Origin of the sequence: Actinophytocola algeriensis, from assembly GCF_014203735.1 — a bacterium.
Classification (GTDB): domain Bacteria; phylum Actinomycetota; class Actinomycetes; order Mycobacteriales; family Pseudonocardiaceae; genus Actinophytocola; species Actinophytocola algeriensis.
Genome location: NZ_JACHJQ010000008.1, coordinates 180326 through 200930, shown reverse-complemented (window position 1 = coordinate 200930; position 20605 = coordinate 180326). Strand labels below are relative to the sequence as shown.

The 20605-nt window shown below is 68.6% G+C and carries 22 protein-coding genes; 13 read left to right on the top strand and 9 right to left on the bottom strand.

Going from position 1 to position 20605, the window contains the following annotated elements:
• Positions 1 to 369 precede the first annotated feature (369 nt).
• Both FHR82_RS34615 and FHR82_RS34610 read right to left on the bottom strand, forming a co-directional pair.
• Positions 370 to 1008, bottom strand: a complete 639-nt coding sequence (locus FHR82_RS34615) for a response regulator (protein WP_184814824.1) — start codon at positions 1006 to 1008, stop codon at positions 370 to 372.
• Positions 1009 to 2079: a sensor histidine kinase gene (locus FHR82_RS34610; protein WP_184814823.1), complete on the bottom strand. Its 1071-nt coding sequence runs from the start codon at positions 2077 to 2079 to the stop codon at positions 1009 to 1011. It abuts the gene before it with no gap.
• Positions 2080 to 2167: 88 nt separating this feature from the next.
• Between FHR82_RS34610 and FHR82_RS34605 the strand changes: the two genes are divergently transcribed.
• Both FHR82_RS34605 and FHR82_RS34600 read left to right on the top strand, forming a co-directional pair.
• Positions 2168 to 3085 (top strand): ATP-binding cassette domain-containing protein, encoded by a 918-nt coding sequence (locus tag FHR82_RS34605; protein WP_184814822.1) that lies wholly within the window; start codon positions 2168 to 2170, stop codon positions 3083 to 3085.
• The gene (locus tag FHR82_RS34600) at positions 3082 to 3846 is read left to right on the top strand and encodes an ABC transporter permease (protein ID WP_184814821.1); all 765 of its coding nucleotides are present in this window, start codon (positions 3082 to 3084) and stop codon (positions 3844 to 3846) included. The genes FHR82_RS34605 and FHR82_RS34600 overlap by 4 nt, the downstream gene beginning before the upstream one ends.
• On the opposite strand, the gene FHR82_RS34595 is transcribed toward FHR82_RS34600, so the two are convergent.
• Positions 3816 to 4448 carry a TetR/AcrR family transcriptional regulator gene (locus FHR82_RS34595; RefSeq protein WP_184814820.1) on the bottom strand — a complete coding sequence of 211 codons (633 nt, stop codon included), beginning with the start codon at positions 4446 to 4448 and terminating at the stop codon, positions 3816 to 3818. The two genes, FHR82_RS34600 and FHR82_RS34595, sit on opposite strands and share 31 nt — an antisense overlap.
• Positions 4449 to 4509: 61 nt before the next feature.
• Between FHR82_RS34595 and FHR82_RS34590 the strand changes: the two genes are divergently transcribed.
• The 7 genes from FHR82_RS34590 to FHR82_RS34560 all read left to right on the top strand — a co-directional run bounded on the left by FHR82_RS34590 (position 4510) and on the right by FHR82_RS34560 (position 12246).
• On the top strand, positions 4510 to 5346 hold the full coding sequence (locus FHR82_RS34590; protein WP_184814819.1) for an SDR family NAD(P)-dependent oxidoreductase: 837 nt from the start codon (positions 4510 to 4512) through the stop codon (positions 5344 to 5346).
• A 13-nt stretch (positions 5347 to 5359) separates the two neighbouring features.
• Positions 5360 to 6607, top strand: coding sequence for a helix-turn-helix domain-containing protein (locus FHR82_RS34585; protein WP_221464659.1), 1248 nt, complete (start codon positions 5360 to 5362; stop codon positions 6605 to 6607).
• Positions 6608 to 6615: 8 nt separating this feature from the next.
• Entirely contained in the window at positions 6616 to 7458 is an 843-nt protein-coding gene (locus tag FHR82_RS34580) for a siderophore-interacting protein (RefSeq protein ID WP_184814818.1), read from the top strand.
• Between the two features lie 95 nt (positions 7459 to 7553).
• Positions 7554 to 8495 carry an NmrA/HSCARG family protein gene (locus FHR82_RS34575; RefSeq protein WP_184814817.1) on the top strand — a complete coding sequence of 314 codons (942 nt, stop codon included), beginning with the start codon at positions 7554 to 7556 and terminating at the stop codon, positions 8493 to 8495.
• A 2-nt stretch (positions 8496 to 8497) separates the two neighbouring features.
• A complete protein-coding gene (locus FHR82_RS34570) occupies positions 8498 to 9571 on the top strand; it encodes a CE1758 family FMN-dependent luciferase-like monooxygenase (protein ID WP_184814816.1) in 1074 nt (357 codons plus the stop codon).
• On the top strand, positions 9568 to 10158 hold the full coding sequence (locus FHR82_RS34565; protein ID WP_184814815.1) for a CE1759 family FMN reductase: 591 nt from the start codon (positions 9568 to 9570) through the stop codon (positions 10156 to 10158). Before FHR82_RS34570 ends, FHR82_RS34565 begins: the two co-directional genes overlap by 4 nt.
• A 306-nt stretch (positions 10159 to 10464) precedes the next feature.
• The gene (locus tag FHR82_RS34560) at positions 10465 to 12246 is read left to right on the top strand and encodes a recombinase family protein (protein ID WP_221464658.1); all 1782 of its coding nucleotides are present in this window, start codon (positions 10465 to 10467) and stop codon (positions 12244 to 12246) included.
• Positions 12247 to 12331: 85 nt separating this feature from the next.
• Here FHR82_RS34560 and FHR82_RS34555 read toward each other — a convergent pair whose 3' ends face one another.
• The 6 genes from FHR82_RS34555 to FHR82_RS34530 all read right to left on the bottom strand — a co-directional run bounded on the left by FHR82_RS34555 (position 12332) and on the right by FHR82_RS34530 (position 18620).
• On the bottom strand, positions 12332 to 12559 hold the full coding sequence (locus FHR82_RS34555; RefSeq protein ID WP_184814814.1) for a hypothetical protein: 228 nt from the start codon (positions 12557 to 12559) through the stop codon (positions 12332 to 12334).
• Complete coding sequence (locus FHR82_RS34550; protein ID WP_376706465.1) at positions 12540 to 14648, bottom strand: hypothetical protein; 2109 nt, start codon at positions 14646 to 14648, stop codon at positions 12540 to 12542. Before FHR82_RS34550 ends, FHR82_RS34555 begins: the two co-directional genes overlap by 20 nt.
• 341 nt (positions 14649 to 14989) lie before the next feature.
• Positions 14990 to 15838 carry a hypothetical protein gene (locus tag FHR82_RS34545; RefSeq protein WP_184814813.1) on the bottom strand — a complete coding sequence of 283 codons (849 nt, stop codon included), beginning with the start codon at positions 15836 to 15838 and terminating at the stop codon, positions 14990 to 14992.
• 95 nt (positions 15839 to 15933) lie between these two features.
• Positions 15934 to 16266, bottom strand: coding sequence for a hypothetical protein (locus FHR82_RS34540; protein WP_184814812.1), 333 nt, complete (start codon positions 16264 to 16266; stop codon positions 15934 to 15936).
• Entirely contained in the window at positions 16263 to 16667 is a 405-nt protein-coding gene (locus FHR82_RS34535) for a WhiB family transcriptional regulator (RefSeq protein WP_184814811.1), read from the bottom strand. The genes FHR82_RS34540 and FHR82_RS34535 overlap by 4 nt, the downstream gene beginning before the upstream one ends.
• Positions 16668 to 17120: 453 nt before the next feature.
• Complete coding sequence (locus FHR82_RS34530) at positions 17121 to 18620, bottom strand: helix-turn-helix domain-containing protein (RefSeq protein ID WP_184814810.1); 1500 nt, start codon at positions 18618 to 18620, stop codon at positions 17121 to 17123.
• Positions 18621 to 18894: 274 nt separating this feature from the next.
• Here FHR82_RS34530 and FHR82_RS48100 point away from each other — a divergent pair, with 274 nt between their 5' ends.
• Genes FHR82_RS48100 through FHR82_RS34510 form a run of 4 tightly spaced genes read left to right on the top strand, consistent with a single transcriptional unit; the run spans position 18895 to position 20470 of the window.
• Complete coding sequence (locus FHR82_RS48100; protein WP_225943843.1) at positions 18895 to 19350, top strand: Imm1 family immunity protein; 456 nt, start codon at positions 18895 to 18897, stop codon at positions 19348 to 19350.
• A 51-nt stretch (positions 19351 to 19401) separates the two neighbouring features.
• Positions 19402 to 19695, top strand: a complete 294-nt coding sequence (locus tag FHR82_RS34520; protein WP_184814808.1) for a hypothetical protein — start codon at positions 19402 to 19404, stop codon at positions 19693 to 19695.
• A 29-nt stretch (positions 19696 to 19724) separates the two neighbouring features.
• Positions 19725 to 19943 carry an AMED_5909 family protein gene (locus FHR82_RS34515; RefSeq protein WP_184814807.1) on the top strand — a complete coding sequence of 73 codons (219 nt, stop codon included), beginning with the start codon at positions 19725 to 19727 and terminating at the stop codon, positions 19941 to 19943.
• 17 nt (positions 19944 to 19960) lie between these two features.
• The gene (locus tag FHR82_RS34510; RefSeq protein ID WP_184814806.1) at positions 19961 to 20470 is read left to right on the top strand and encodes a helix-turn-helix domain-containing protein; all 510 of its coding nucleotides are present in this window, start codon (positions 19961 to 19963) and stop codon (positions 20468 to 20470) included.
• Positions 20471 to 20605: the final 135 nt, after the last annotated feature.

Sequence of the window (20605 nt, the reverse complement as noted above, 5' to 3'; positions counted from 1 at the left end):
TTGGGGTTGTTTGGTTGCGTTGGGTGCGGGTCTGCCTGCCATCCCGTCGACCTCCCTCCGGGCTATCACACCGGCTCAAGGGGGCGGTTCCGAGTTTTGGTGCCGGTTTTGTTGGTTGTGCCCCCTTGATCCGGTGTGATCGGGCTTCGCCAGGTCGACGGGATGGCAGGGAGCCCCTTTGCGCGGGCTTCCGCCCGTGCTCGGTTGGCCTTCGTGCCCTGAAAGGCACTTTCAGGACGTGGCCCGATGGCATGAAGGGCCCCTTCATCACACCGCGCGTTACGAAGGGGTCCTTCATCACGGTGAGCGCAACGAAGGGGTCCTTCATCGCACCGGACGTTACGAAGGGGTCCTTCGTAACGTTGAGTGTTAACGGGCGTCGCGGACCAGCAGTGCGACCTCGACCCGGTTGGTGCAGCCGAGCTTGGTGAGTACCCGGCTCATGTAGGTCTTGATGGTGGGTTCGCTCATGTGGACGCGGCGGCCGATCTCGGCGTTGGACAGGCCTTCGGCGACCAGTTCGGCGATTTCGATCTCGCGTGGGCTGAGTGCGGTGAGCCGGGTGGTGGCCTCGGCGCGGCGGCCCGCGGCGGGGGTGACCATGCCGAGCACCATCCTGGTGACCTCGGGGGAGAGGTAGGCGTCGCCGTCGTGTGCTGCCCGGACCGCGCGGATCAGCTCGTCGGGTGCGCAGTGCTTGAGCACGAAGCCGGCCGCGCCGTCGCGCAGTGCCCGCAGCACGTTGGGCTCGGTGCCGAAGGACGTGAGCATCACCGCCCGCACCGACGGCGCCTGTCTGCGCAGCTCGGTGAGCGCGCCGAGGCCGTCGAGCACCGGCATGGTGATGTCGAGCAGCGCCACGTCCGGCCGGTGCCGCACGGCCTCGCGGACCGCGGCACTGCCGTCGGCGGCGGTCGCGACGACCTCGATGCCCTCGCCTGACTCGAGGACGGTGCGGATGCCGGCGGTGATGAGTCGTTCGTCGTCGGCGACCAGGACGCGCACCACCTAGCTCACCCCCGTCATCAGGCTCGCGGGCAGCAGGAGGAACAGCAGCACGGCGGTTCCGACGCCGACGAGCGTCACGCGGGTCCGTCCTGCTCCCGGCCGGGGTTCGAACGCCGTGGTGGGCAGCATGGCGACGAGCCGGAAGCTGCCAGGGTCGGCGCGGTGGTCGAGGAATCCGCCCGCTGCGGCGACGCGTTCGGCCAGTCCGGCGAGCCCGAACCCGCCGCCCGGCTCGGCGTGCCCGGTGTGCGGGTTGGACACGGTCACGACGAGGGCGTCGGTTTCGCGGGTCAGGTGTATCGCGACAGGGTGGCCCGGTGCGTGTTTGGCGGCGTTGGTGAGCCCTTCCTCCACGACCCGGTACACCGCGCGGGACGCGGACTCCGGCAGCGGACCGCACACGCCCGTCACGGCGACCTCGACACCGGCGGCGCGGAACTCGGCGACCAGCGCGGGCACCGCGTCGGCGCCGGGGGTCTCGTCTGCCGCGCCGCGTAGCGACCCGATCAGCTGGTACAGCTCGGACACGGCGTCCCGCGCGCTGCCCGCGAGTGCGTGCACGGCCGCTTTCTGCTCCGGTGGCAGGTCACCGACCTCGAGCGCGGCGGCCTGCACCGACACGAGGCCAAGCCGCCTGCCGAGCGAGTCGTGCATGTCGCGGGCGATGCGCAGCCGCTCGCGGAGCTGTTCCCGCTCGGCGAGCAGCGCCTGTTCGGTGCGCAGCTGCCGGTTGTGGGCGTCGAGGGTGCGGACCAGCGTGCGGTGCTGCGCGAGGTAGCGGCCGACGAGCAGCGGCAGCAGGAAGAACACGACGAACCCGGACACGTGCTGGGGTGTGGCGGCGGGGACGAGCACCACCTGCAGTGCGCCCGCGGCCAGCGCGGTCCCCGCGACCGTCGCGGTGTCTGCGCGGGAGGTCAGGGTCAGCCCGGCGAGGTAGGCGGTCCACCCGGTCAGCGCGTACGCGGCGACGACGAGCAACCCGAAGATCCCCTGGTTGCCGTGCTGGACGGCAGTGAGCACCGCGGCGTCGGCGGTGAGCACGGCGCCCACGGCGAGGTATCGGCCCATGGCAGCAGGTTACGGGTCGACTTTCGTCGTCGGTGCGCGCGACTTTCGCCGACAGCGGCGAGGGGTCCGCCACTTCTAGCGTGCCGGTGTGATCGAAGTGGAAGGACTCACCAAGCGGTACGGGCGGACCCTCGCGGTCGACGGCCTGTCGTTCACGGTGGAACCGGGTCGGGTGACCGGTTTCCTCGGCCCGAACGGTGCGGGCAAGTCGACGACGATGCGGATGGTGCTGGGCCTTGACCGGCCGTCGGCGGGCCGCGTGCTGGTCGACGGCCGCCCGTACGCGGAGCTGACCGACCCGCTGCGCCGGGTGGGCGCGTTGCTGGAGGCGCGGGCCGTGCACGGCGGCAGAAGCGCCTACCACCACCTGCTGTGGCTGGCCCAGACGAACCGGATCCCGGTGTCCCGGGTCGGCGAGGTGCTGGAGCAGGTCGGCCTGACCGCGGTGAAACGCAAGCGGGTCAAGGGTTTCTCGCTCGGCATGAACCAGCGCCTCGGCATCGCCGCCGCGCTGCTCGGCGACCCCGGCGTGCTGCTGTTCGACGAACCGGTGAACGGGCTCGACCCGGAGGGCATCGTCTGGTTGCGCACGCTGCTCAAGGACCTCGCCGGACAGGGCCGCACGGTGTTCGTGTCGAGCCACCTGATGAGCGAGATGGCGCTGACCGCGGAGCACCTGGTGGTGATCGGCCGTGGCCGGCTGCTCGCGGACACCACGGTCGAGCGGTTCATCGCCGACAACTCCCGCTCGTTCGTCCGGATCACCACCCCGGACCCGGCCCGGCTGCGGAGCGTCTTCGCGGCGGAAGGAATACAGGTGACCGACCTGGAGGACGGCGCGGAGGGCGGTGCGCTGGCCGCGCACGGCGTGGACGCGCGGCGGGCGAGTGAGCTGGTCGCGGCGCACGGCCTGGTGGTGCACGAGATCGGGTTGCGGCAGGCCTCGCTCGAAGAGGCGTTCGTGCGGATGACCGCGGCCGCCGTCGAGTTCCGGGAGGGGATGTGACCGTGTTCTTCTCGGTGGTGCGGGCGGAGTGGACCAAGGCGCGGACCGTGCGTTCGACGTGGTGGAGCCTCGCGGTCGCCACGGTGCTGTGCGTGGGGATCGCGGTGCTGCTGGGCCTGCAGATGGCGGACTCGTACGACCGCATGGTGGGTTCGTCGGCGCAGCTCGCGTTCTACCCGTTGCTGATCGGCCAGATCGCGTTGGTGGTGTTCGGGGTCCTGCTGGTCAGCACCGAGTACACGACGGGCACGATCCGCGCCTCGCTCGCCGCGGTGCCGCGCCGGGGTGTGTTCCTGGCGGCGAAGGCCCTGACCGCGGCCGGGATCGCCGGTGTCCTGGCGGTGGTGGTCTCGTTCGGCGCGTTCCTCGCCACGCAGTGGGGGCTCGGCGAGCACGGCACCACGCTGGCCGAGCCCGGCGTGTTGCGGGCGGTGCTGGGTGCGTGCGCGTACCTGACGATGATGTGCGTGTTCGTGATGGGCGTCGCGACGGTGCTGCGCAGCACGGCGCTGTCCCTGGGGATCATGATCCCGGTGCTGTTCCTGAACTCGCAGGGCCTGGCGAGCCTGCCCGCGATCCGGCCGGTGACCCAGTACCTGCCCGATCAGGCCGGCGCGGTGATGATGCACATCGGCGAACCGGGCAGGACGATCCTGGGCCACAGCGACTTCGGCCCCGGTGGCGCGTTCCTGATCATGGTGGCGTGGGTGGCGGCCGCGCTCGCGGGTGCCTACGTGTCGGTGCGCCGCCGCGACGCCTGAGCCAGTCCGCGCAGCGCGGTGTCGACGAGCGCGTCGGTGAACGCGGCCGTGAGGGGCCCCTCCCGGAACAGCCACCGGTTCTGGACGGGGCCCCAGATCAGGTCGACGGCGACGTCGAGGTCCGCATCGGGGTCGAGCTGCCCGGCGTCCTGGGCCTTGCGCAGCCGCCGCTTCTTCATCTCGCGCATCGGCTGGTCGAGCCGTTCCCGGTAGGTGGCGGCCAGCTCGGCGTTCTCCAGGATCTCGACGGTGAGCGCCCGCATCGGCTCGCTGTAGCGGGGGTTGTTCAGCTCGTCGACGGTCGCGGCGAGCACGAGCTTGAGGTCGGCGGCCAGGTCGCCGGTGTCCGGCAGTTCGACGTCCCCGTCGGAGCCCTCGGGGTTCTCCGACAGCGCGAGCAGCGCGTCGAACAGGACGGCGCCCTTGGACGGCCACCACCGGTAGATCGTCTGTTTGCCCGCTCCCGCGCGTGCGGCGATGGCCTCGATGGACAGGCGCCGGTACCCGACTTCGGCAGCCAGGTCCAGCGCGGCGGTGAGGATGGCCTGCCGGGTGGGCTGGCTGCGGCGGGCGGTGTCGGGGGCCTTGCGGTCGGTCGGCACACGTGTCACCCTACCTCAGACGAGACGAGACGGACCGTCTCGCTAGGCACAGGGGAGACACATGCGTACGTGGTTCATCACCGGCGCCAGCCGCGGCCTGGGGCAGGCCTTCACCGAGGCGGCTCTGGCCGAGGGGGACCGGGTGGTCGCGGTGTCCCGCACGATCGAACCGAGGGAGGACGACCGCGTCCTGGCGTTCCGGCTGGACGTCACCGACCGGGACGCCGTGCACGCGGCGGTCGATCGCGCGGTCGCGCACTTCGGGCGGCTGGACGTGGTCGTGAACAACGCCGGCTACCTGGCGATGGGCATGGTGGAGGAGTTCACCGAGGAGGAGGCGCGCGCCCAGCTGGACGTGAACTTCTTCGGCCCGCTGTGGGTCACGCAGGCGGTCCTGCCGCACCTGCGGGGGCAGGGTGGCGGTCACCTGGTGCAGATCTCGAGCATCGGCGCGCTGGGCGGCTTCCCGCTCACCGGCCTGTACAGCGCGAGCAAGTTCGCGCTGGAGGGCATGAGCGAGGCGCTGGCGGCGGAGGCGGCGGGGTTCGGGGTGAAGACGACGATCGTCGAACCGGGCGGGTACTGGACGGACCTGTACCTGTCGGGTCTGCGCGCCACCACTCCGCACCCGGACTACGCGGACCTGCGGGCCGAGCTGGAGAAGCAGTTCTCGGCGGGGTCGAAGGACAGCATGCCGGAGCTGGCCGCGCGCGGGGTGCTGGAACTGGTCCGCAGCGACGACCCGCCGTTGCGGCTGCTGCTCGGCGACATGGTCTACGACCTGGCCGTCGACACGACGAACCGCAAGCTCGCGACGTGGGCGGAATGGGAGCACGTGAGCCGGGCCGCGGAGCAGGCGGTGCCGCCGCCGGCGGGGTACGGGGTGGCGGTGGAGTAGGTACTGTACTTCGGTGAACACGGAGTCCCGGGCCGTTCGCCGCCCCGGCAGGCCACCGTCGCTGACCAGGGACGACGTGGCGAGGGCCGCGTTGGCCGAGGGTCTGCCGCACCTGTCGATGCCGGTGGTCGCGCGACGGCTGGGCGTCAGCCACTCGACGCTGTACCGGTACGTCCACGACCGTGACGACCTGCTGCTCGCGGCCTTCGACCTGGCGTTGCGCGAGTTCGACTGGCCGGATTCCTCGGACATGGGCTGGCGGGAGCTCGTGACGTCGTTCGTGGACGCGGTCTGGCGGTTCCTGGAACGGCACCCGGGGATGGCGGAGACGGTCCTCCAGGTGCCGTGCATGCCGGGCAAGGCGCTGGGGATCGCGGACCAGTGCGTCGTCGGGCTGGTGGAGGCGGGGTTGTCCGCGCGGGACGCCGTGATCGCCGTCGACTTCGCGGCGGACGTGACGATCGCGGCGGAGATCGGGGTGCGCCGGATGGGCCGGGTGTTCGACACCCCGCGCGGCAGACGCAGCCTGCGCGAGCTGTACGAGGGGCCGGACGCGTCTCGGTTCGAGCGGCGCGGCTGGCTCGACGACAAGGTCGCGATCATGCTCGACGGGTTCGCGGCCAGGATGGGCCAGCCGGTGCCCACGGTGTCGTACGGCCGGCCGGTGACGGTCCGCCCCGCCGCGGCGACCGCGCCGAACCGGGACGCGATCGCCGCGGCGGGGCGGACCGTGGCGCGCCGCGCCGGGCTGCACGCGGTGTCCGTCGGGTCGGTGGCCGAGGAGCTGGGCACGTCGATGACGGCCGTGCGGCAGGTGGCCGGGGACCGTGACGGCGTGGTGGTCGCGATGCTGGACGCGGTCGCGGCGGACATGGTGGTGCCGGACAAGGTCGACGACCCGAGGGCCGAGATCCTCGGGCTGGTGTCCGCCGCGTACGAGGTGCTGGCGGCGGATCCGTGGTCGGTCCTCGCGATCACGTTGGACGGGCTGGCTGGGCCGAGGGTGATGCCGGTGGTGCGGCGGCTGCTCGACGCGTTCCACGCCGCGGGTGTGCCGGAGGCGGACGTCCCGGACGTGTCGCGGATCGTGTGGGAGCACCTGTACGGCGCGGTGCTCGGCCGGTTCGAGAAGTTCGACGGCGAGACGTTCGCCAACCGCACCGCGGCGGCCGCGGACCTGCCGATTCCGCCCGCCCGTCCGGGTCTCGCGGTGCTGGGGCTGGAGATCGTGGTGGATGGACTTCTCGCCCGCTTCGGCTAAGGTTAGGCATGCCTAACTACTCCACGCTCGAGCGGCTGCAGATGAAGGTGCTCGACAAGGCCGTGTCGCTGGTGATGGCCGCGCCCGCGCAGCGCGCGGTGTACGACCAGTTCACGATGACCGTCGTCAATACGGTCGACCTGGCACCGTACGTCCGGCGGATCACGTTCCGGGCGGACGAGTTCGCGGGCCACACGCTCACCGGCGCGGACGAGTACTTCGGGCTGCTCATGCCACCGGCGGGCGCGGCCGCGGTCACCATGCCGAGCGAGGACCGCATCAACGTGCGGCAGGCCATCCGGAGAATGCCGGAGGACCAGCGGCCGGACCTGCGCTGGTACACGATCCGCAAGCTGCGCGCCGCCGACGCGGAGATCGACGTCGACTTCATCCTCCACGGCGACGCCGGGCCCGGCACGCGGTGGGCGTCGCGGGCCGAGCCCGGTCAGGTGGTGGGGTTCCGGGCGGGCAACGCCACCTACCAGCCGGCGCAGGCCGGCCCTCGGCTGGTGGCCGCCGACGAGACCGCGCTGCCCGCGCTGTCGGCGATCCTCGAGGCGCACCAGGACACGGACATCCACGCGTTCGTCGAGGTCCCGGACGACGGCTACCGGCTGCCGATCGACTGCGACCGCCAGGTGACGTGGCTGGTCCGCGGCGACGAGGCGCCCGGGTCGCGGCTGCTGCCCGCGATCGCCGACGCCGATACGGCTGACCTGGGATACGCGTGGCTGTGCGGTGAGTCCGCGATCGCCACCGGGCTGCGCCGCCACCTGGTCAGGGAACGGGGCGTGGACCGCCGCCGGATCATGTTCTCCGGCTACTGGAAGGTCGGCGCGGCGCGCGAGTAGGCCCGTGTTGACGGCACGTGCACCGGACGTGCACGAGACGCCAATGTCGCGGGACTTGTATCGGGACCAGACATCCCGACAAGCAAGGAGTCCCGATGAGCGACAAGAAGATCATCGCGGTGGTCGGCGCGACCGGACAGCAGGGTGGCGGCGTCGCGCGCGCCATCCTCGACGACCCGGACGGCGGTTTCGCCGTCCGGGCGCTGACCCGCGACCCCGGCTCGGCCGCGGCGCAGGCCCTCGCGGCCCGCGGCGCGGAGGTCGTGGCCGCTGACCTCGACGACGAGGCCAGCGTGCGCGCGGCACTCGACGGCGCGTACGGCGCGTACTTCGTGACCGCGTTCTGGGAGTACAACGACACCGCCCGCGAGCAGGCGCAGGCCCGCAACATGGCGAACGCGGCGAAGGCGGCGGGTCTCGCGCACGTGGTGTGGTCGACGCTGCCGGACACCCGCGACCACCTGGGTGACGACGAGCGGGTGCCGACGCTGCAGGGCACGTACAAGGTGCCGCACTTCGACAGCAAGGCCGAGGCGGACCGGTTCTTCACCGAGGCGGGGGTCCCGACGACGTTCCTGTCCACGACGTTCTACTTCGAGTCGTTCCTGGAGTACTTCTCGCCGAAGCGTGGCGAGGACGGCAGGCTGGTGCTCGCGCTGCCGATGCGGGACCGCAAGCTGTCGGGCATCGCCGTGGACGACATCGGACGCACCGCGTACGCGATCTTCCAGCGCGGCACGGAGCTGGCGGGCGCGACGATCAGCATCGCGGGCGAGAACCTGACCGGCGCCGAGTACGCGGAGCGGTTCGGCAAGGAGTTCGGCGAGGAGGTCGTCTACCAGGCGTTCGACGTCGACGCGCTGCGTGCTTCCGGGGCCGACGGTGCCGACGACCTGGCGAACATGTTCTTCTACTACGCCGAGCACGAGGCGTTCTTCGCCGGTGCGCGCGACCCGGAGTTCGTCCGCACCCTCAACCCGCGGCTGCAGGACTTCGCGACCTGGCTGGCCGCGCACCGCGACCAGTTCACGTTCTGACGATGCCCGGCACACAGTTCGGCATCTTCTCGGTGGGGGACATCGCGCCCGACCCGGCGACGGGGCGGGCGCCCACCGAGCACGAGCGCCTGACACGGATGGTCGAGACGGCGGTGCGGGCGGAGGAGGCCGGGCTGGACGTGTTCGCGACCGGCGAGCACCACAACCCGCCGTTCGTGCCGTCCTCGCCGACCACCCTGCTCGGTTTCGTCGCCGCTCGGACGCACCGCATCGTCCTGTCCACGTCGACCACGTTGATCACCACGAACGACCCGGTGAAGATCGCCGAGGACTACGCGATGCTCCAGCACCTGGCCGAGGGCCGGGTGGACCTGATGATGGGCAGGGGCAACACCGGCCCGGTGTACCCGTGGTTCGGCAAGGACATCCGGGACGGGATCCCGCTGGCGGTGGAGAACTACGCGCTGCTGCGCCGGTTGTGGCGCGAGGACGTCGTCGACTGGGAGGGCCGGTTCCGCACGCCGCTGCAGGGCTTCACGTCCACGCCGCGGCCGCTGGACGGGGTGCCGCCGTTCGTGTGGCACGGTGCGATCCGCAGCCCGGAGATCGCGGAGCAGGCCGCCTACTACGGCGACGGGTTCTTCGCGAACAACATCTTCTGGCCGGTGGACCACACCAGGCGCCTGATCGACCTGTACCGCGCTCGCTTCGAGCACCACGGTCACGGCCCGGCGGCGCACGCGATCGTGGGCCTCGGCGGGCAGGTGTACATGCGCCGCAACTCGCAGGACGCGAAGCGGGAGTTCGAACCGTACTTCCGCCGGTCGCCGATCTACGGTGGTGGCCCGTCCCTGGCGGAGACGATGCGGACGACGCCGCTGTCGGTGGGCAGCCCGCAGGAGGTGCTCGACCGGACGATGCGCTTCCACGAGGACTTCGGCGACTACCAGCGCCAGCTGTTCAACGTGGACGGTATGGGCCTGCCACCCGAGGCGGTGCTCGACCAGATCGACTTCCTCGGCGAGGAGGTGGTGCCGGTGCTGCGCAAGGAGTTCGAGTCACGGCGAGCCCCCGGCGTCCCGGACGCGCCGGTCCATCCGGCGGTGCGGCCATGAGGCTGGCGGTGGTGACGGCGGGCCTGCGGCGCCCGTCGTCCACCCGGCTGCTGGCCGACCGCCTGACCGAGGCGACGGTCGCCGCTCTCGGCACGGCGACCGTGGAGGTGATCGAGGTCCGCGACCACGCACACGACCTGGTGAACCACATGGTCAGCGGCTACCCGTCGGACACACTGGCCCCAGCCATCGACGCGGTGGCGGGAGCCGCGGGCCTGATCGCGGTGACCCCGACGGTGAGCGCATCGTACAGCGCGTTGTTCAAGGCGTTCTTCGACGTACTGGAGCAGGACGCGCTGCGCGGCACACCGGTCCTGGCCGCGGCGACGGGCGGCACGGCCCGCCACTCCCTGGTGCTGGACCACGCGGTGCGTCCCCTGTTCGCGTACCTGCACGCGGAGGTCGTCCCGACCACGGTGTTCGCGTCCCCCGAGGACTGGGGAGGTGCGGTGGCTCCGTCCCGGCTGGCCGACCGCGTCACGAGGGCAGCAGAAGAACTGGCGACACGCATGACCCGGCGGGGTGACCCACCGCCGAGGGACCCGTACGCCCCGGTCCCGTTCGACACACTCCTACCGGGCGCCTGACGGTCGACGGTTCGGCAGGTGGGGTCGTCCTCCGGTGTCGATCTCAGCCGCGACCGGGACTCTCAACATCACATCGAAGGTCGACCTCGACCTTCGATGTGATGTCACTCGACATCCGATCGAGTGAGGTGCGTTCCCGGCTGCGGCTGCCCGCCGTCACCGAACAACGTCACCGAACAACGTCACCGAACAACGCGGGCAGGCCGCCCCACCACCAACCCCTTGTGGACAACCCGGCCTCGGCCGCCCGGAACTGTCGGTGCCCGCCGCTAGGCGAACTCCCATTTGTCGACATACAGTCGGTACATGGGGACACGGAAGAACGTTAGCGCAGGTCAGGCCACTAGTGTGCCGGTGTTCGACTCGTATGCGCGGTTGTCGAAGAACCCGAACACGGGTGAGTTCGAGAAGATCGAGACGCAGTGGGCGGACAACCGGAGGGTGATCGAGCGGTTGGGCGGCACGCTGGGCCAGGAGTTGGACGACGGTCTGTCGGCGTGGAAGAAGAACGTGCGTCGTCCCGGCTGGGCGAAGCTGCTGGAGCGGGTGGCGTCGGGTGCGTCGGATGGGATCGTGGTCTGGCACACCGACCGCCTGTTCCGGCAGCCGCGCGACCTGGAAAAGTTGATCGATCTCGCGGACAAGGGCTTTGTTGTCGTCAGTGCTCACGGTTCGCGTGATCTGGCGGACCCGGATGACCGGTTCATCCTGCGGATTGAGGTCGCGCACGCGGCGCGGTCCTCGGACGACACGTCGCGGCGGATCAAGCGTCGGTTCCGCACGTTCCGGGAGAACGGCATGGGGCACATCGGCGGACCGCGCCGGTTCGGGTGGCCTGGGCGGGACCTGACGTGGACGCCCGGCGAGGGCGAGACCGATGACGACCGTCCGATGGTGCCGGACGCGCTGGTGGCGCGGGAACGTCGTGCGCTGGCTGAGGCGACAGACGCGGCGTTGTCCGGCATCTCCGAAGCGGTCATCGCTCGGGAGTGGAACGACCAGGGCTTGTTCACGGCTGAGGGCCGTAGGTGGGTGCGGCTGACGGTCAAGTCCGTGCTGTCCCGTCCGACGAACGCCGGGCTGGTCGAGTCAGACGGGGAACTGGTCGCGACGATGCCGGGAGAGCCGATCGTGGACCCGCGCAAGTTCGACCTGTTGCGCTCCAAGTACGCCGCCCGCCGCAAAGGACGGGTAGCGGGCGAGGTCGGTCCCGGGTATGTCGGCACCGGGATCATCCGGTGCGGTGAGCCCGGTTGCGGCGCGAGGCTCACGGCCCGCAACGGTGACGGCTTCTACCGCGACCTCACGTGGACGCCGCAGCTTGCCCGCCCACTTCAAGCCGCATTGGAGATGACCGACGCCGCGTTCGCGGAGCATCTGGGCACCACGGTGCGCACGGTCACCTCATGGGACCAGCCCGACACCACAATCGATGACACCGCGATCCGCGCGAGCCTGGAGACGGCAGCACAGCAGGCATCGATCAGTGTGAAGAAGCGGTTCGCGCAGTCGGCGAACACTCCGGTGCGGAAGAAGTACTACACGTGCGAGAAGGAACGCCGGGGATGCGGCAAGGTCAACGCCGACCTCCGCTCTGTGGACCAGGAACTACGGACCTACGTGATCCTGCGGCTGTCGGATGACCGGTACGCGGCAGCGGTGGAGGCGGCACGCGCGCAGGTCGCGGACCGGTTGTCGGCGATCAACGCCGATATCGCCGAGTACGAACAGCTCCAGGAAGCGGTGTCCGAGCGGTTGGGGCGTCGGGAGTTCAAGACCATGGCCGCGTTCGACAAGGCCAACAAACCCATCGTTGAGGCTCTGGACCGGCTTTACACCGAACGGGAAGCGCTGTCCGAGGGCTCACCGGAGGGCCCGACCAAGGCGCAACCGGCTGCCGCGATTGCTGCCCAGTGGGACGCTGCCGACAACTCCGAACGCCGGTCCATGCTCACCAAAGCACTGGGCGGCTCCACGCTGTACCTGGACAGGTACGTCAAACGCCCCGGCCCGCGCGTGTTCGACCGGAACCGCCTGCGTCTGGTCTACCCCGACGGGACCACCGTGACGTTCGGTGATCTCACCTGAGACCGGTCGCTCACCGTCCCCAGAACACAGCGAACGGCGCACCTCTCGGCATCCGAGAGGTGCGCCGTTCGCGTTGGCCGGAGGTTCACCGCTGGCCGCGTCGGGCACGCCGTGCGTCGATGCGGCGCAGCACGGCTCCCACGGCGGCGATCTCCTCCGGGGTCATCGGCGGTTGGGCGGAGACCGCCCGTTTCCAGTATCGGTACGACTCCGGATCGATACCCGCGTCCCGTGCTTCCTGATCATCATCGCTTCCTGGTTTCTGTGTCGCGTTGAGTGCGCTGGATTGTGGGTCAGTGACCGTGGTCGTCACCCCCGTCCACGTCAGGAAGGGAGGCCCGATGCTCGGTTCCGGGACGCTGTTTTCGGGAGGTTTTAGGTGTTGCGCGTGATGTGCTCCCTGCCCTCCCTGACGTGCGTTTGGGCTGGTCAGGACGGGGAGGTGGGGTGAGGGAGGAGGTAGGGAGAACTCCCTGACTCCCTGGCTCCTCCCTGATGCGGTCGGTGGTGCGGTGGTCGAGCGCGGCCGTGATGTCTTCGGCGCGGATGACCATGCGGCCGTCGGACTTCTGTGGCGTGATCCCGATGTCGGCGAGTGCGTCTCGCAGGTCGGTCAGGGTCCACTCTTCGTAGGTCGGGTGTTGCGCCGCGAGCCTGCCGAGAACCACTTGGGTGCGGACGCGGCGCTCTCCCTGCATGGCCGCCGCGATGTCGGTCAGGTGATCCGGTCCGGCGTTCGGCGCTGGTTCCAGTTCGGCCCGTGGTGGTGCGGGCAGCGCGCGGCCGTCTTCCTCGATCAGTGCCATGGCGCGCGCGATGACGGGAGTCACCTCGTCGGCCCCGTCCTCGAAGGGCACGTAGTAGGTGCGGATCAGTTCGAACGTCTCGGCGTTGACGCCGACCGCTACGCAGGTTCCCCGGTCGGTGTGGGTGCGTAGTTCGGTGGCGCGGATGCCAGCGGCGTAGCGGCCCGATCCCAACAGTCCGTCGTTGGCGATGTGGTCGGCGACGGAGAACGCGACGCCACACACGACGTTGCGGGTCAGTTCCCGAGGAATGCTGTCCTTCGTGGGCGACTGGGTGGCGAACAACGGAACGATGCCGTACTTACGGCCTCGCTTAACCAGACGCACGGCCAGCTCTGCGGCGCGCTTGCCGAACTTGGGGTGTTGGAACAGTTCGTGGCACTCGTCGATCCCGATCACGAGCGGGTGTAGGCCAAGGCCGCGTTGGTCGGCCAGCCTGCGGGACACCTTGGGTGGCTGCCCTGTTTGTGCGCCAAGAGTCTTCCCGCGCCGTTCCATCTCGTCGGCGAGGTCGGCCAACGCCTGACAGGCGGCCTCGGCTACCGCGTCGTCCATGCCCATGCGGTAGCGGGTCAGCCGTGGCGCGAACGGCTCGAAGTCGGGGGACTCGCCGAGCACGAACACCCACAGCTCCGCTGTCGGGTCCAGCGCGGCACCCAACATCAGCGTGCGCAGAGCGGACGTCTTGCCCTGTCCCGGCCGTCCGCCGATCAGCCAGGATGCGCCGATCAACGGGGCGTTGATCACGAGGCCGCGTTGGGACAGTCCGAACGGGACGCCACCGAACACGTCCACCCGGCCGCCGTCCGGCCCGGTCTCGTCGAGCAGCGGCCACGGTCCAGCGCCACCGGACAAGGTGCCCTTGTCGGCCACCCACAGATCCAAGATCCCGGCTTCCTCGCCTTGGGTCGGCCAGGTCTCCAGAGCGGACCGCCTGAGGTTCGCGGCCAGCTTCGGACGCTGCCCGGCAACCATGTCCGCGGTGACCCCTAACGGCAGTCTGACCTGAGCAAACGTGCCATCTCCGTCCTTTCTGGCCGGTACCGTGTAGACCAGTTCGCCGCCGTCTTTGAAGAACTTGTTCAGCGGCGAGATACCGAGGTGTGCGAGCGCGCGGGAGATCATCCGTTCGTCCACCCATGAATCCGCGTCGTCCCGGTCTGGCTGAATCAGCCAGCCCGCGCCGGGATCGCGGTCGCGGCCCTCGAACGCCGCCGCGACCGCCCACACCACCGGCAGGCACACCAACAGCACGGGAACGGCGGTAGTCAGCACCGTCCACACCCCGCCAATAGCCGAGTAGGTCCCGGCCAGCCACGGCCACATGTCCGCCCGGTCTAGGAACGCGTCGACCAGCCACAGCGCCACGGCTACCGGCCCAGCCACCCGCACAGCGATCACGGCACGCCGTAGCACGATCCCGACACGCGCCCACCGTGCTTTCGCGTCCGCGCGGATCAGTTCCTGTGCGGTGCGCCGCGCGTCCCCGTCACCAGCCAGTCGCGCCGCGCGGACATCGGTCCGCAGATCGGCGTAGGTGGCCCAGCACCACGCCTTGACCAGCCATCGCCAATGCCCGCGAACCACGAACCACACCAGCCGCAACAGGTCGGCCGGAGCCTTCCGCACCCGGTAGGCCGTCACCGACCGTGCCCGCCGCATCCGGTCCGACCGCCACATCCGGCCTGCCAGCCCGCGCACGCGCGCCCAGCAGGCCCGACCAGCGACACGCGCCACCGACCAGAGCACCGACCACACCGGACCGTCCACACCAGGACCGGCACCTGCCCGGCCGTAGGTGGAAGCGTCGCCGATGACCTCCGCGTCGAACACCTTCCGTTCCAAGCTGGTGCCCGCATCGTTCACACGGCCGTTCACGTCTGACCCGTTCACGGCACCGTTCACGCCGTTCACCCGGGAGTTCTCGGGAGAGTTGGTCATGGCTGGCTCTCCCGGTCCCACTCAGCCACCAGGTCGGCCCGCAACGAGGCGGCCAACCGGGAGGACAGGCCACGCGAGCAACCGGTGACCTCACGCACCCACGCCGGGGTGATCACCACGCCCGGATGCCACGCGCGCCGCGCGGTCTCCCGGTACTCGCCGAACGTCCCCCGCCGCCGACCAGCCGGACGCGCGCTGACAGCGTCGGTGACGGCCCCTCCGCTGTCGGACTCCTCACCGGCCGACGACGCGTCTGCGGTCGTCTCAGCCCCCGTAACCGTGCCGGTGTCCGTTGGCGCGTGCACTGGACTGGTGCTGCGCCCGTTCACACGGGCGTTTACGGCGACGTTCACGGCGTCGGTCAGCTTGTCGCGGAGGTCGGTCACGGCCTCCGCCGCGACGAACACGAGCAGCGGCGGGACGGAGTGGAGCACCACCCCGGCCGCGCTCCCGGCTGCCCAGGACGACCAGGTGTTCATCACGTACGTGGCCGCGAGCGCGAACCACTTCGCGGCTCGCACCCACCGGTCCGTCCGCACTTGGTAGCGGGACGTGATCTGTTCGGCCCGCAGGACCGCGATCAGCACCAGCGACACCGTGGGATCGAGCACCCATGCAGCCAGCCACGGCAGCGACCACACCGCAGCACTGGACGCGGCGAACACCTGAACGTTGGTCATCGTGAACGCCAGCCCGAGCACGATCCCTGCCCAGCACAACCGGTCCACCTGGGACCGGACCCGTTCGATCCGCAACGCCACTACGTCCGGGTGCGTCTGCCACGCCCGCTCGTCCGCCGCTTCCGCCGCGTCCTGCGCCAGCCGCTGACCTCGCGTGAGCGGCACGTGCCGAGCGTCGCGCGGACCGTTCCGCGGTGCACGTTTCCGCAGTTCAGAAGGGTTGTCCATCGTCGCCGGCGACGACCTGAAACGATCTTGATTCATCGTCGGCCACCCCGCTTACGCGGCAGGTCCACAGCGGTCACCGTCAGAGCGCGGGTGAGCGTGTAGGACGCGAACAGTGCGGGCAGCCCCAACGCCGCGACCACCGCCCACCCGGACACCGACGGGTGGGTGAGCACCAGCCACTGAACACCCACGATCACCCCGGCCGTGAACAACACCCGGCCGGTCAACGACAGCAACCGCGCACCCGACCGCGCTGCGTCCGCCGCAGCCTTGGCGCGGCGCGCACCCGCACGCCACACCCACGCCAGCACGAACAGGCACGCGGCACCAATCGCCACCTGTTCCACCGTCAAGCCCATGGTCATCGCTGACCACCGCCCGTGCCAGGCTCCGCACCTGGTTCGTCGCCGAGCCGCCCGCACAGCCGCCGACGACGCGACCGCCACACGGGATACAGCGCCCGCACATCCTCAGCGGGCAGCGCACCCCACACCCCAAGCGTCCGATCACCCGAGGTCCGCAACTCCAGTTCCAGGCACTCACGCCGCACCGGACAGTCCGCGCACACCCGCGCGGCCAGCTCCCGATCCGTCAGGTCATCCCCGGTCCACTCCGGCTCCAACTCCAACCGGAACAGGACCATGCACGCCCCGTCCTGGGTCACCACCTCGAACAACGCACCGTCCGGCACGTCCGCCAACCCGTCCAGGTCGGCCGCCACCTGCGTGAAGTACTCCTCCGAGTCGACCGGAATGCGCTCATTCATCAGGCACCACCCCGCCCGGAAGTCCCAGCAGGCGGCTCTGCGCACCGCTCACCGTCCGGAAGATCACCGGCCGACAGATGCGCCAGCACATGCGCCGGAATCAGCACCCGACGCCGACGACGCACCACCGGCACCAAACCAAGCCGGATCGCACGGCACACCCGCGAGTTATCGACACCCAGCAACCACGCAACTTCCGCGATCGAAAGCAGACGTGGAGCCTGAGTAGGAATAGCGTTCTTCATGACTGTTTGGGTCCTTACTCTTGGCTTGCGACCTGCAGGTTTGCAGGGCCGCTGCCTCAAGTAAGCCGCGAACAGCAGAATACGACTATGACAATTTTGGAATATGGCATTCCGTCAGAGAATATCCGCATGTCGAGCGCGTTATTCTCCGATGGAATATTCAGAAGAGGAATACATTTCGCGCCAGATTCTGGCTTGGAATGTTGATCTACGCTTGTGCGTCGGGGGCCTGCTTGAGGTCCGCGAGAAGGTCACTGAAGTCCGTGCGTGCACCCCCGGCACCCTTCCGGATCTCGTGGTCCAGCTCGCTTGCGACCATCAGGAGGGAGGGGCGGCTACGGCGCCCGCCCCCCAGCGCAGCTATGCCCAGTGTCGACGCCTCATCGATGTCGCCACGGCGGGCCGCTATGACCGCCAACGTCAACTCGGCCTCGGTCTTACGCATCGGCGAGGAGACGAAGCCGTCCGCGTTCGTACTGCGTCGGATCACTTCTCTGGCGTTGCGCTCAGCCAATGCGTCCTCGCCGACGATCCGGTAGGTGTCCATAGCGTAAAAGTCCCACTTATCGGGATCGACCACGAAGTGATTGTCGGGCCGCTCCGGATACGGCAGCTTGTCCAGCAGCGCGCTACCGCGCTCCAGCGCCTCATGCACCTGTTCGCGCATTCCCATGCGCGCGTACGCCTTGGCTTGCTGACCATAGAGCTGCACCGCCACAGAATGAGACGGCGATGAAATTATCCCTGCCTCAGCGACCGGAACAACGGCGCGAGGATTTCCTGCCGTCAAGTGAAACCATGCCAGCATCTCGTGCGACCAGCCAACGATGCCCGGCACGCCGGACTCCTCGCCGAGTTTCGACGCCATACGTCGGGTTGCTTCCGCTGGGGCAGACTGACCAAGATCGTATTCCAGGCAGCCAACCAGCAGGGCTAGCATTCCCGCATTGTGCAGAATGTCTCGATGCTGAGGTAGTGTCAGTCTATTATTGAGCAGATTGGTTGCCCTGTTGAGCCACTCTTTGCTGGTTGCAATCAACCTGTGGGCGTCAGCATGCGCGTAGTCGCAGCACAGTTGGTCGACCGTAATGTTCAGCGCGTCGACTGCCGCAGAGTTGATCGATGAGGACCGCATACGTTGAATCAGCTCAACGGTGTCCATACCGGTCACGGAGATCAACTCATCGTCGGGAGTCGAACTCAAGGAATCGGGTATCGCCGAGTTGGCGGGTGCAGATCGAGCTTCCGCGTCGCTACGTGAAACGATGATCAATTCTTGCCGTGGATCGAGTTTGAACCACAGCAAACGTTGCGGAAAGTGAAGCTTCTTGGCGTACTGCCGTAACGTTGGAATGTACTCTTCTTTTTTCATGCCACTTTCAAGCTTGCTCACAAGCCCTTGGCTGATTCCCAGCCAGCGAGCGAGCAATTCTTGATTGATGGGCTTGCCGTACCTCTTGAGATGGTATGGATGATTTCGATACGCCTTAAATATCTTCCCGATGTCTTCGCTTTCGAAAGCAGCGTGGAACTCGTCGGTGTCAAAGAAGTCGTCCCGGAGCTGCGCAGGTGGTGTTCGGAGCTGGTCCCGCAGGTCCCGAGTGCACGCGCCGCACAGGTGGGCGTTGTTGTCAGCCGCGAGCAGTGTTCCGCAACTGTCGCATCGACGACCGTCACCAGCCCCGGCCTGCGTAGCCCCCGTACCCATGGGACACCCTCCCAAGTCCTGCCGTACGCCTGTGACCAGCGTACATCGAGGCGGCTGGTACTGCGAACGAGTGAACGCGTGGGCCCATATCCGGCGCCCGACCTCCTCATATTCCGGACCGGAATATGAGTATTCCGGATCATGTGTGGACCACCGTGGCAAACGTCGACACCGTTGGAGCAAGGCGAGGCCGTAGCCCGTCTACAGCACGCAGGCGCAGGCCCGCCATCACCACCCCGTCAGCTCGCAATATCGGATTCGAGGTGCCTCCCCGATGTCCTCGTCTACTCCAGAAGAGGTGATAGTGACAGCGTCGCTGACCAGCGATGTCGCGCGCGTTGCGCGTGGAATGCGTGAAGCGCTGACTCTGGTCGACGAGGTATTGGACCTCGACCATGAGACCTGGGAAAGCACCCTTCATGTCGGAGACATTGAATTCTATACCTCCAAAAACGGTCCATACCCCAACAATCAGATGCGAGTCAGCGTGCACCCTTCAATGGGAGTCGCTGCGCTGCACTACGCCGACCATGACGACCCGGAGGTATCCAATGCATTCTCGTACACGCCGAACCCGCCGAGCGAGAGAGTCCATCTGATCTTCAGTGGCGAAACCGGCCGACTGTTCCCCCGGTCTGCGGTTATTTCGATATCACATGCACGCGCTGCTCTCGTCGAATGGCTTCGTACACGAGAGCGACCGAAGTGCATCGAATGGAGGGCTGAGTGAATCTCTATCAAGATTTACACAGTCCATCGTCAAGCAAAGGAGTTGTGAAAAGTGGCTTTCAACGTGTCATGTTCGCCCGGCAATGACGCGGCGGCCGCGTTCATGCGGGTCACGCCGCAGCTACCGGCGCTGGTCCTCTACCTGGACCCGGTGAACCTGGAGATCCAGTTGCCGTCGTCCCCTGGCGGGACGCTTGTGTTGGCGAAGTTCTGCCGGGAGCTGGCGCGGGAAGCCGCGAACCTGGCTGCCGAGATCGACCCGGACGGTGAGCCTGCCCCGCCGGAGCGCGGCCCCCGGCATCGGCTGGTGACTGGTGACTATGGCGATTCGGGGGCGGGCTACTGATGGGTGGGTGTCAGCTCGTTCCGTCATCGGTGGCTGAGGCACACGAAGCGCTGTGGCGACGCAGGCCAGCCCATGACGCGGCCCCTGAAGAGTGGGCGGCGTTCCACCGGCACAGCGCGGAGGTGTACGCGGCGGCGGCGAAGGCCGACGAGCCGAATCGGCATGAGGCGTCGCAGTACGCGGTGTTCGCGATCAGGCGGGCTCGGGAGATCGAACACCGGCTCAACCTGGACGGTGAAGACGAGTGACTGAGGCAACGGAGGCGTTGGCCGAGTCGCTGGAAACCGCTGTTACGAAGGCGGTGGGCGAAGAGTTGCGGCGCGTGCGTGAGGCTCGCGGCTGGTCACGCGCACACTTCGTGAAGCGGTTGCCGTCGGGCATCGGTGACAGGACGCTCCTGGCGTATGAGCACGGTGTCCGTCAGCTGACCCTGTCCCGCTTGACTGAGCTGGCCGAGGCTCTGGAGGTCGACCCGGCGACAGTCGTCGCACGCGGGCTCCAGCGAGCACGTCGGCGCCTGGACCACCTGACGTTGCACGTCGACCTACCCGCGCTGCTGAACCATGACGGCCCAGGGCGGGGCAAGTTCCGGCCAATGATCCAGTGGGCACGCAACTCCCTCATCGAGAACCCGCACGGGGTCGCGGAGATCGATACCCGGGTCGTGCGCAATCTCGCGCTGTTCACAGGTTGCACGCACCACGAGCTGGCTAAGTACCTGGCTCAGTTCACTCCGCCACCCGGTGACATCGAGCACGAGGAGAACCCGAGCTAGCCCAGTAGCCGGAGGTCCTTATTCATTTGCTCTCTTTATCGCCTCTGGCCGTACGCGGGACGGAGGTGGCCTCGCTGCCTTTGTTGGGTCGGGACCGCCGCGATGTAACTCGTTCGATCAGGGAAGCGTCTGGCA

What these genes read in the sequence shown, in the direction of transcription:
- FHR82_RS34530 (WP_184814810.1), bottom strand. Translation starts at nt 18,620, where the DNA reads ATGGGTACGGGGGCTACGCAGGCCGGGGCTGGTGACGGTCGTCGATGC.
- FHR82_RS34565 (WP_184814815.1), top strand. Translation starts at nt 9,568, where the DNA reads ATGAGGCTGGCGGTGGTGACGGCGGGCCTGCGGCGCCCGTCGTCCACC.
- FHR82_RS34560 (WP_221464658.1), top strand. Translation starts at nt 10,465, where the DNA reads ATGGGGACACGGAAGAACGTTAGCGCAGGTCAGGCCACTAGTGTGCCG.
- FHR82_RS34540 (WP_184814812.1), bottom strand. Translation starts at nt 16,266, where the DNA reads ATGACCATGGGCTTGACGGTGGAACAGGTGGCGATTGGTGCCGCGTGC.
- FHR82_RS34575 (WP_184814817.1), top strand. Translation starts at nt 7,554, where the DNA reads ATGAGCGACAAGAAGATCATCGCGGTGGTCGGCGCGACCGGACAGCAG.
- FHR82_RS48100 (WP_225943843.1), top strand. Translation starts at nt 18,895, where the DNA reads ATGTCCTCGTCTACTCCAGAAGAGGTGATAGTGACAGCGTCGCTGACC.
- FHR82_RS34535 (WP_184814811.1), bottom strand. Translation starts at nt 16,667, where the DNA reads ATGAATGAGCGCATTCCGGTCGACTCGGAGGAGTACTTCACGCAGGTG.
- FHR82_RS34570 (WP_184814816.1), top strand. Translation starts at nt 8,498, where the DNA reads ATGCCCGGCACACAGTTCGGCATCTTCTCGGTGGGGGACATCGCGCCC.
- FHR82_RS34590 (WP_184814819.1), top strand. Translation starts at nt 4,510, where the DNA reads ATGCGTACGTGGTTCATCACCGGCGCCAGCCGCGGCCTGGGGCAGGCC.
- FHR82_RS34580 (WP_184814818.1), top strand. Translation starts at nt 6,616, where the DNA reads ATGCCTAACTACTCCACGCTCGAGCGGCTGCAGATGAAGGTGCTCGAC.
- FHR82_RS34610 (WP_184814823.1), bottom strand. Translation starts at nt 2,079, where the DNA reads ATGGGCCGATACCTCGCCGTGGGCGCCGTGCTCACCGCCGACGCCGCG.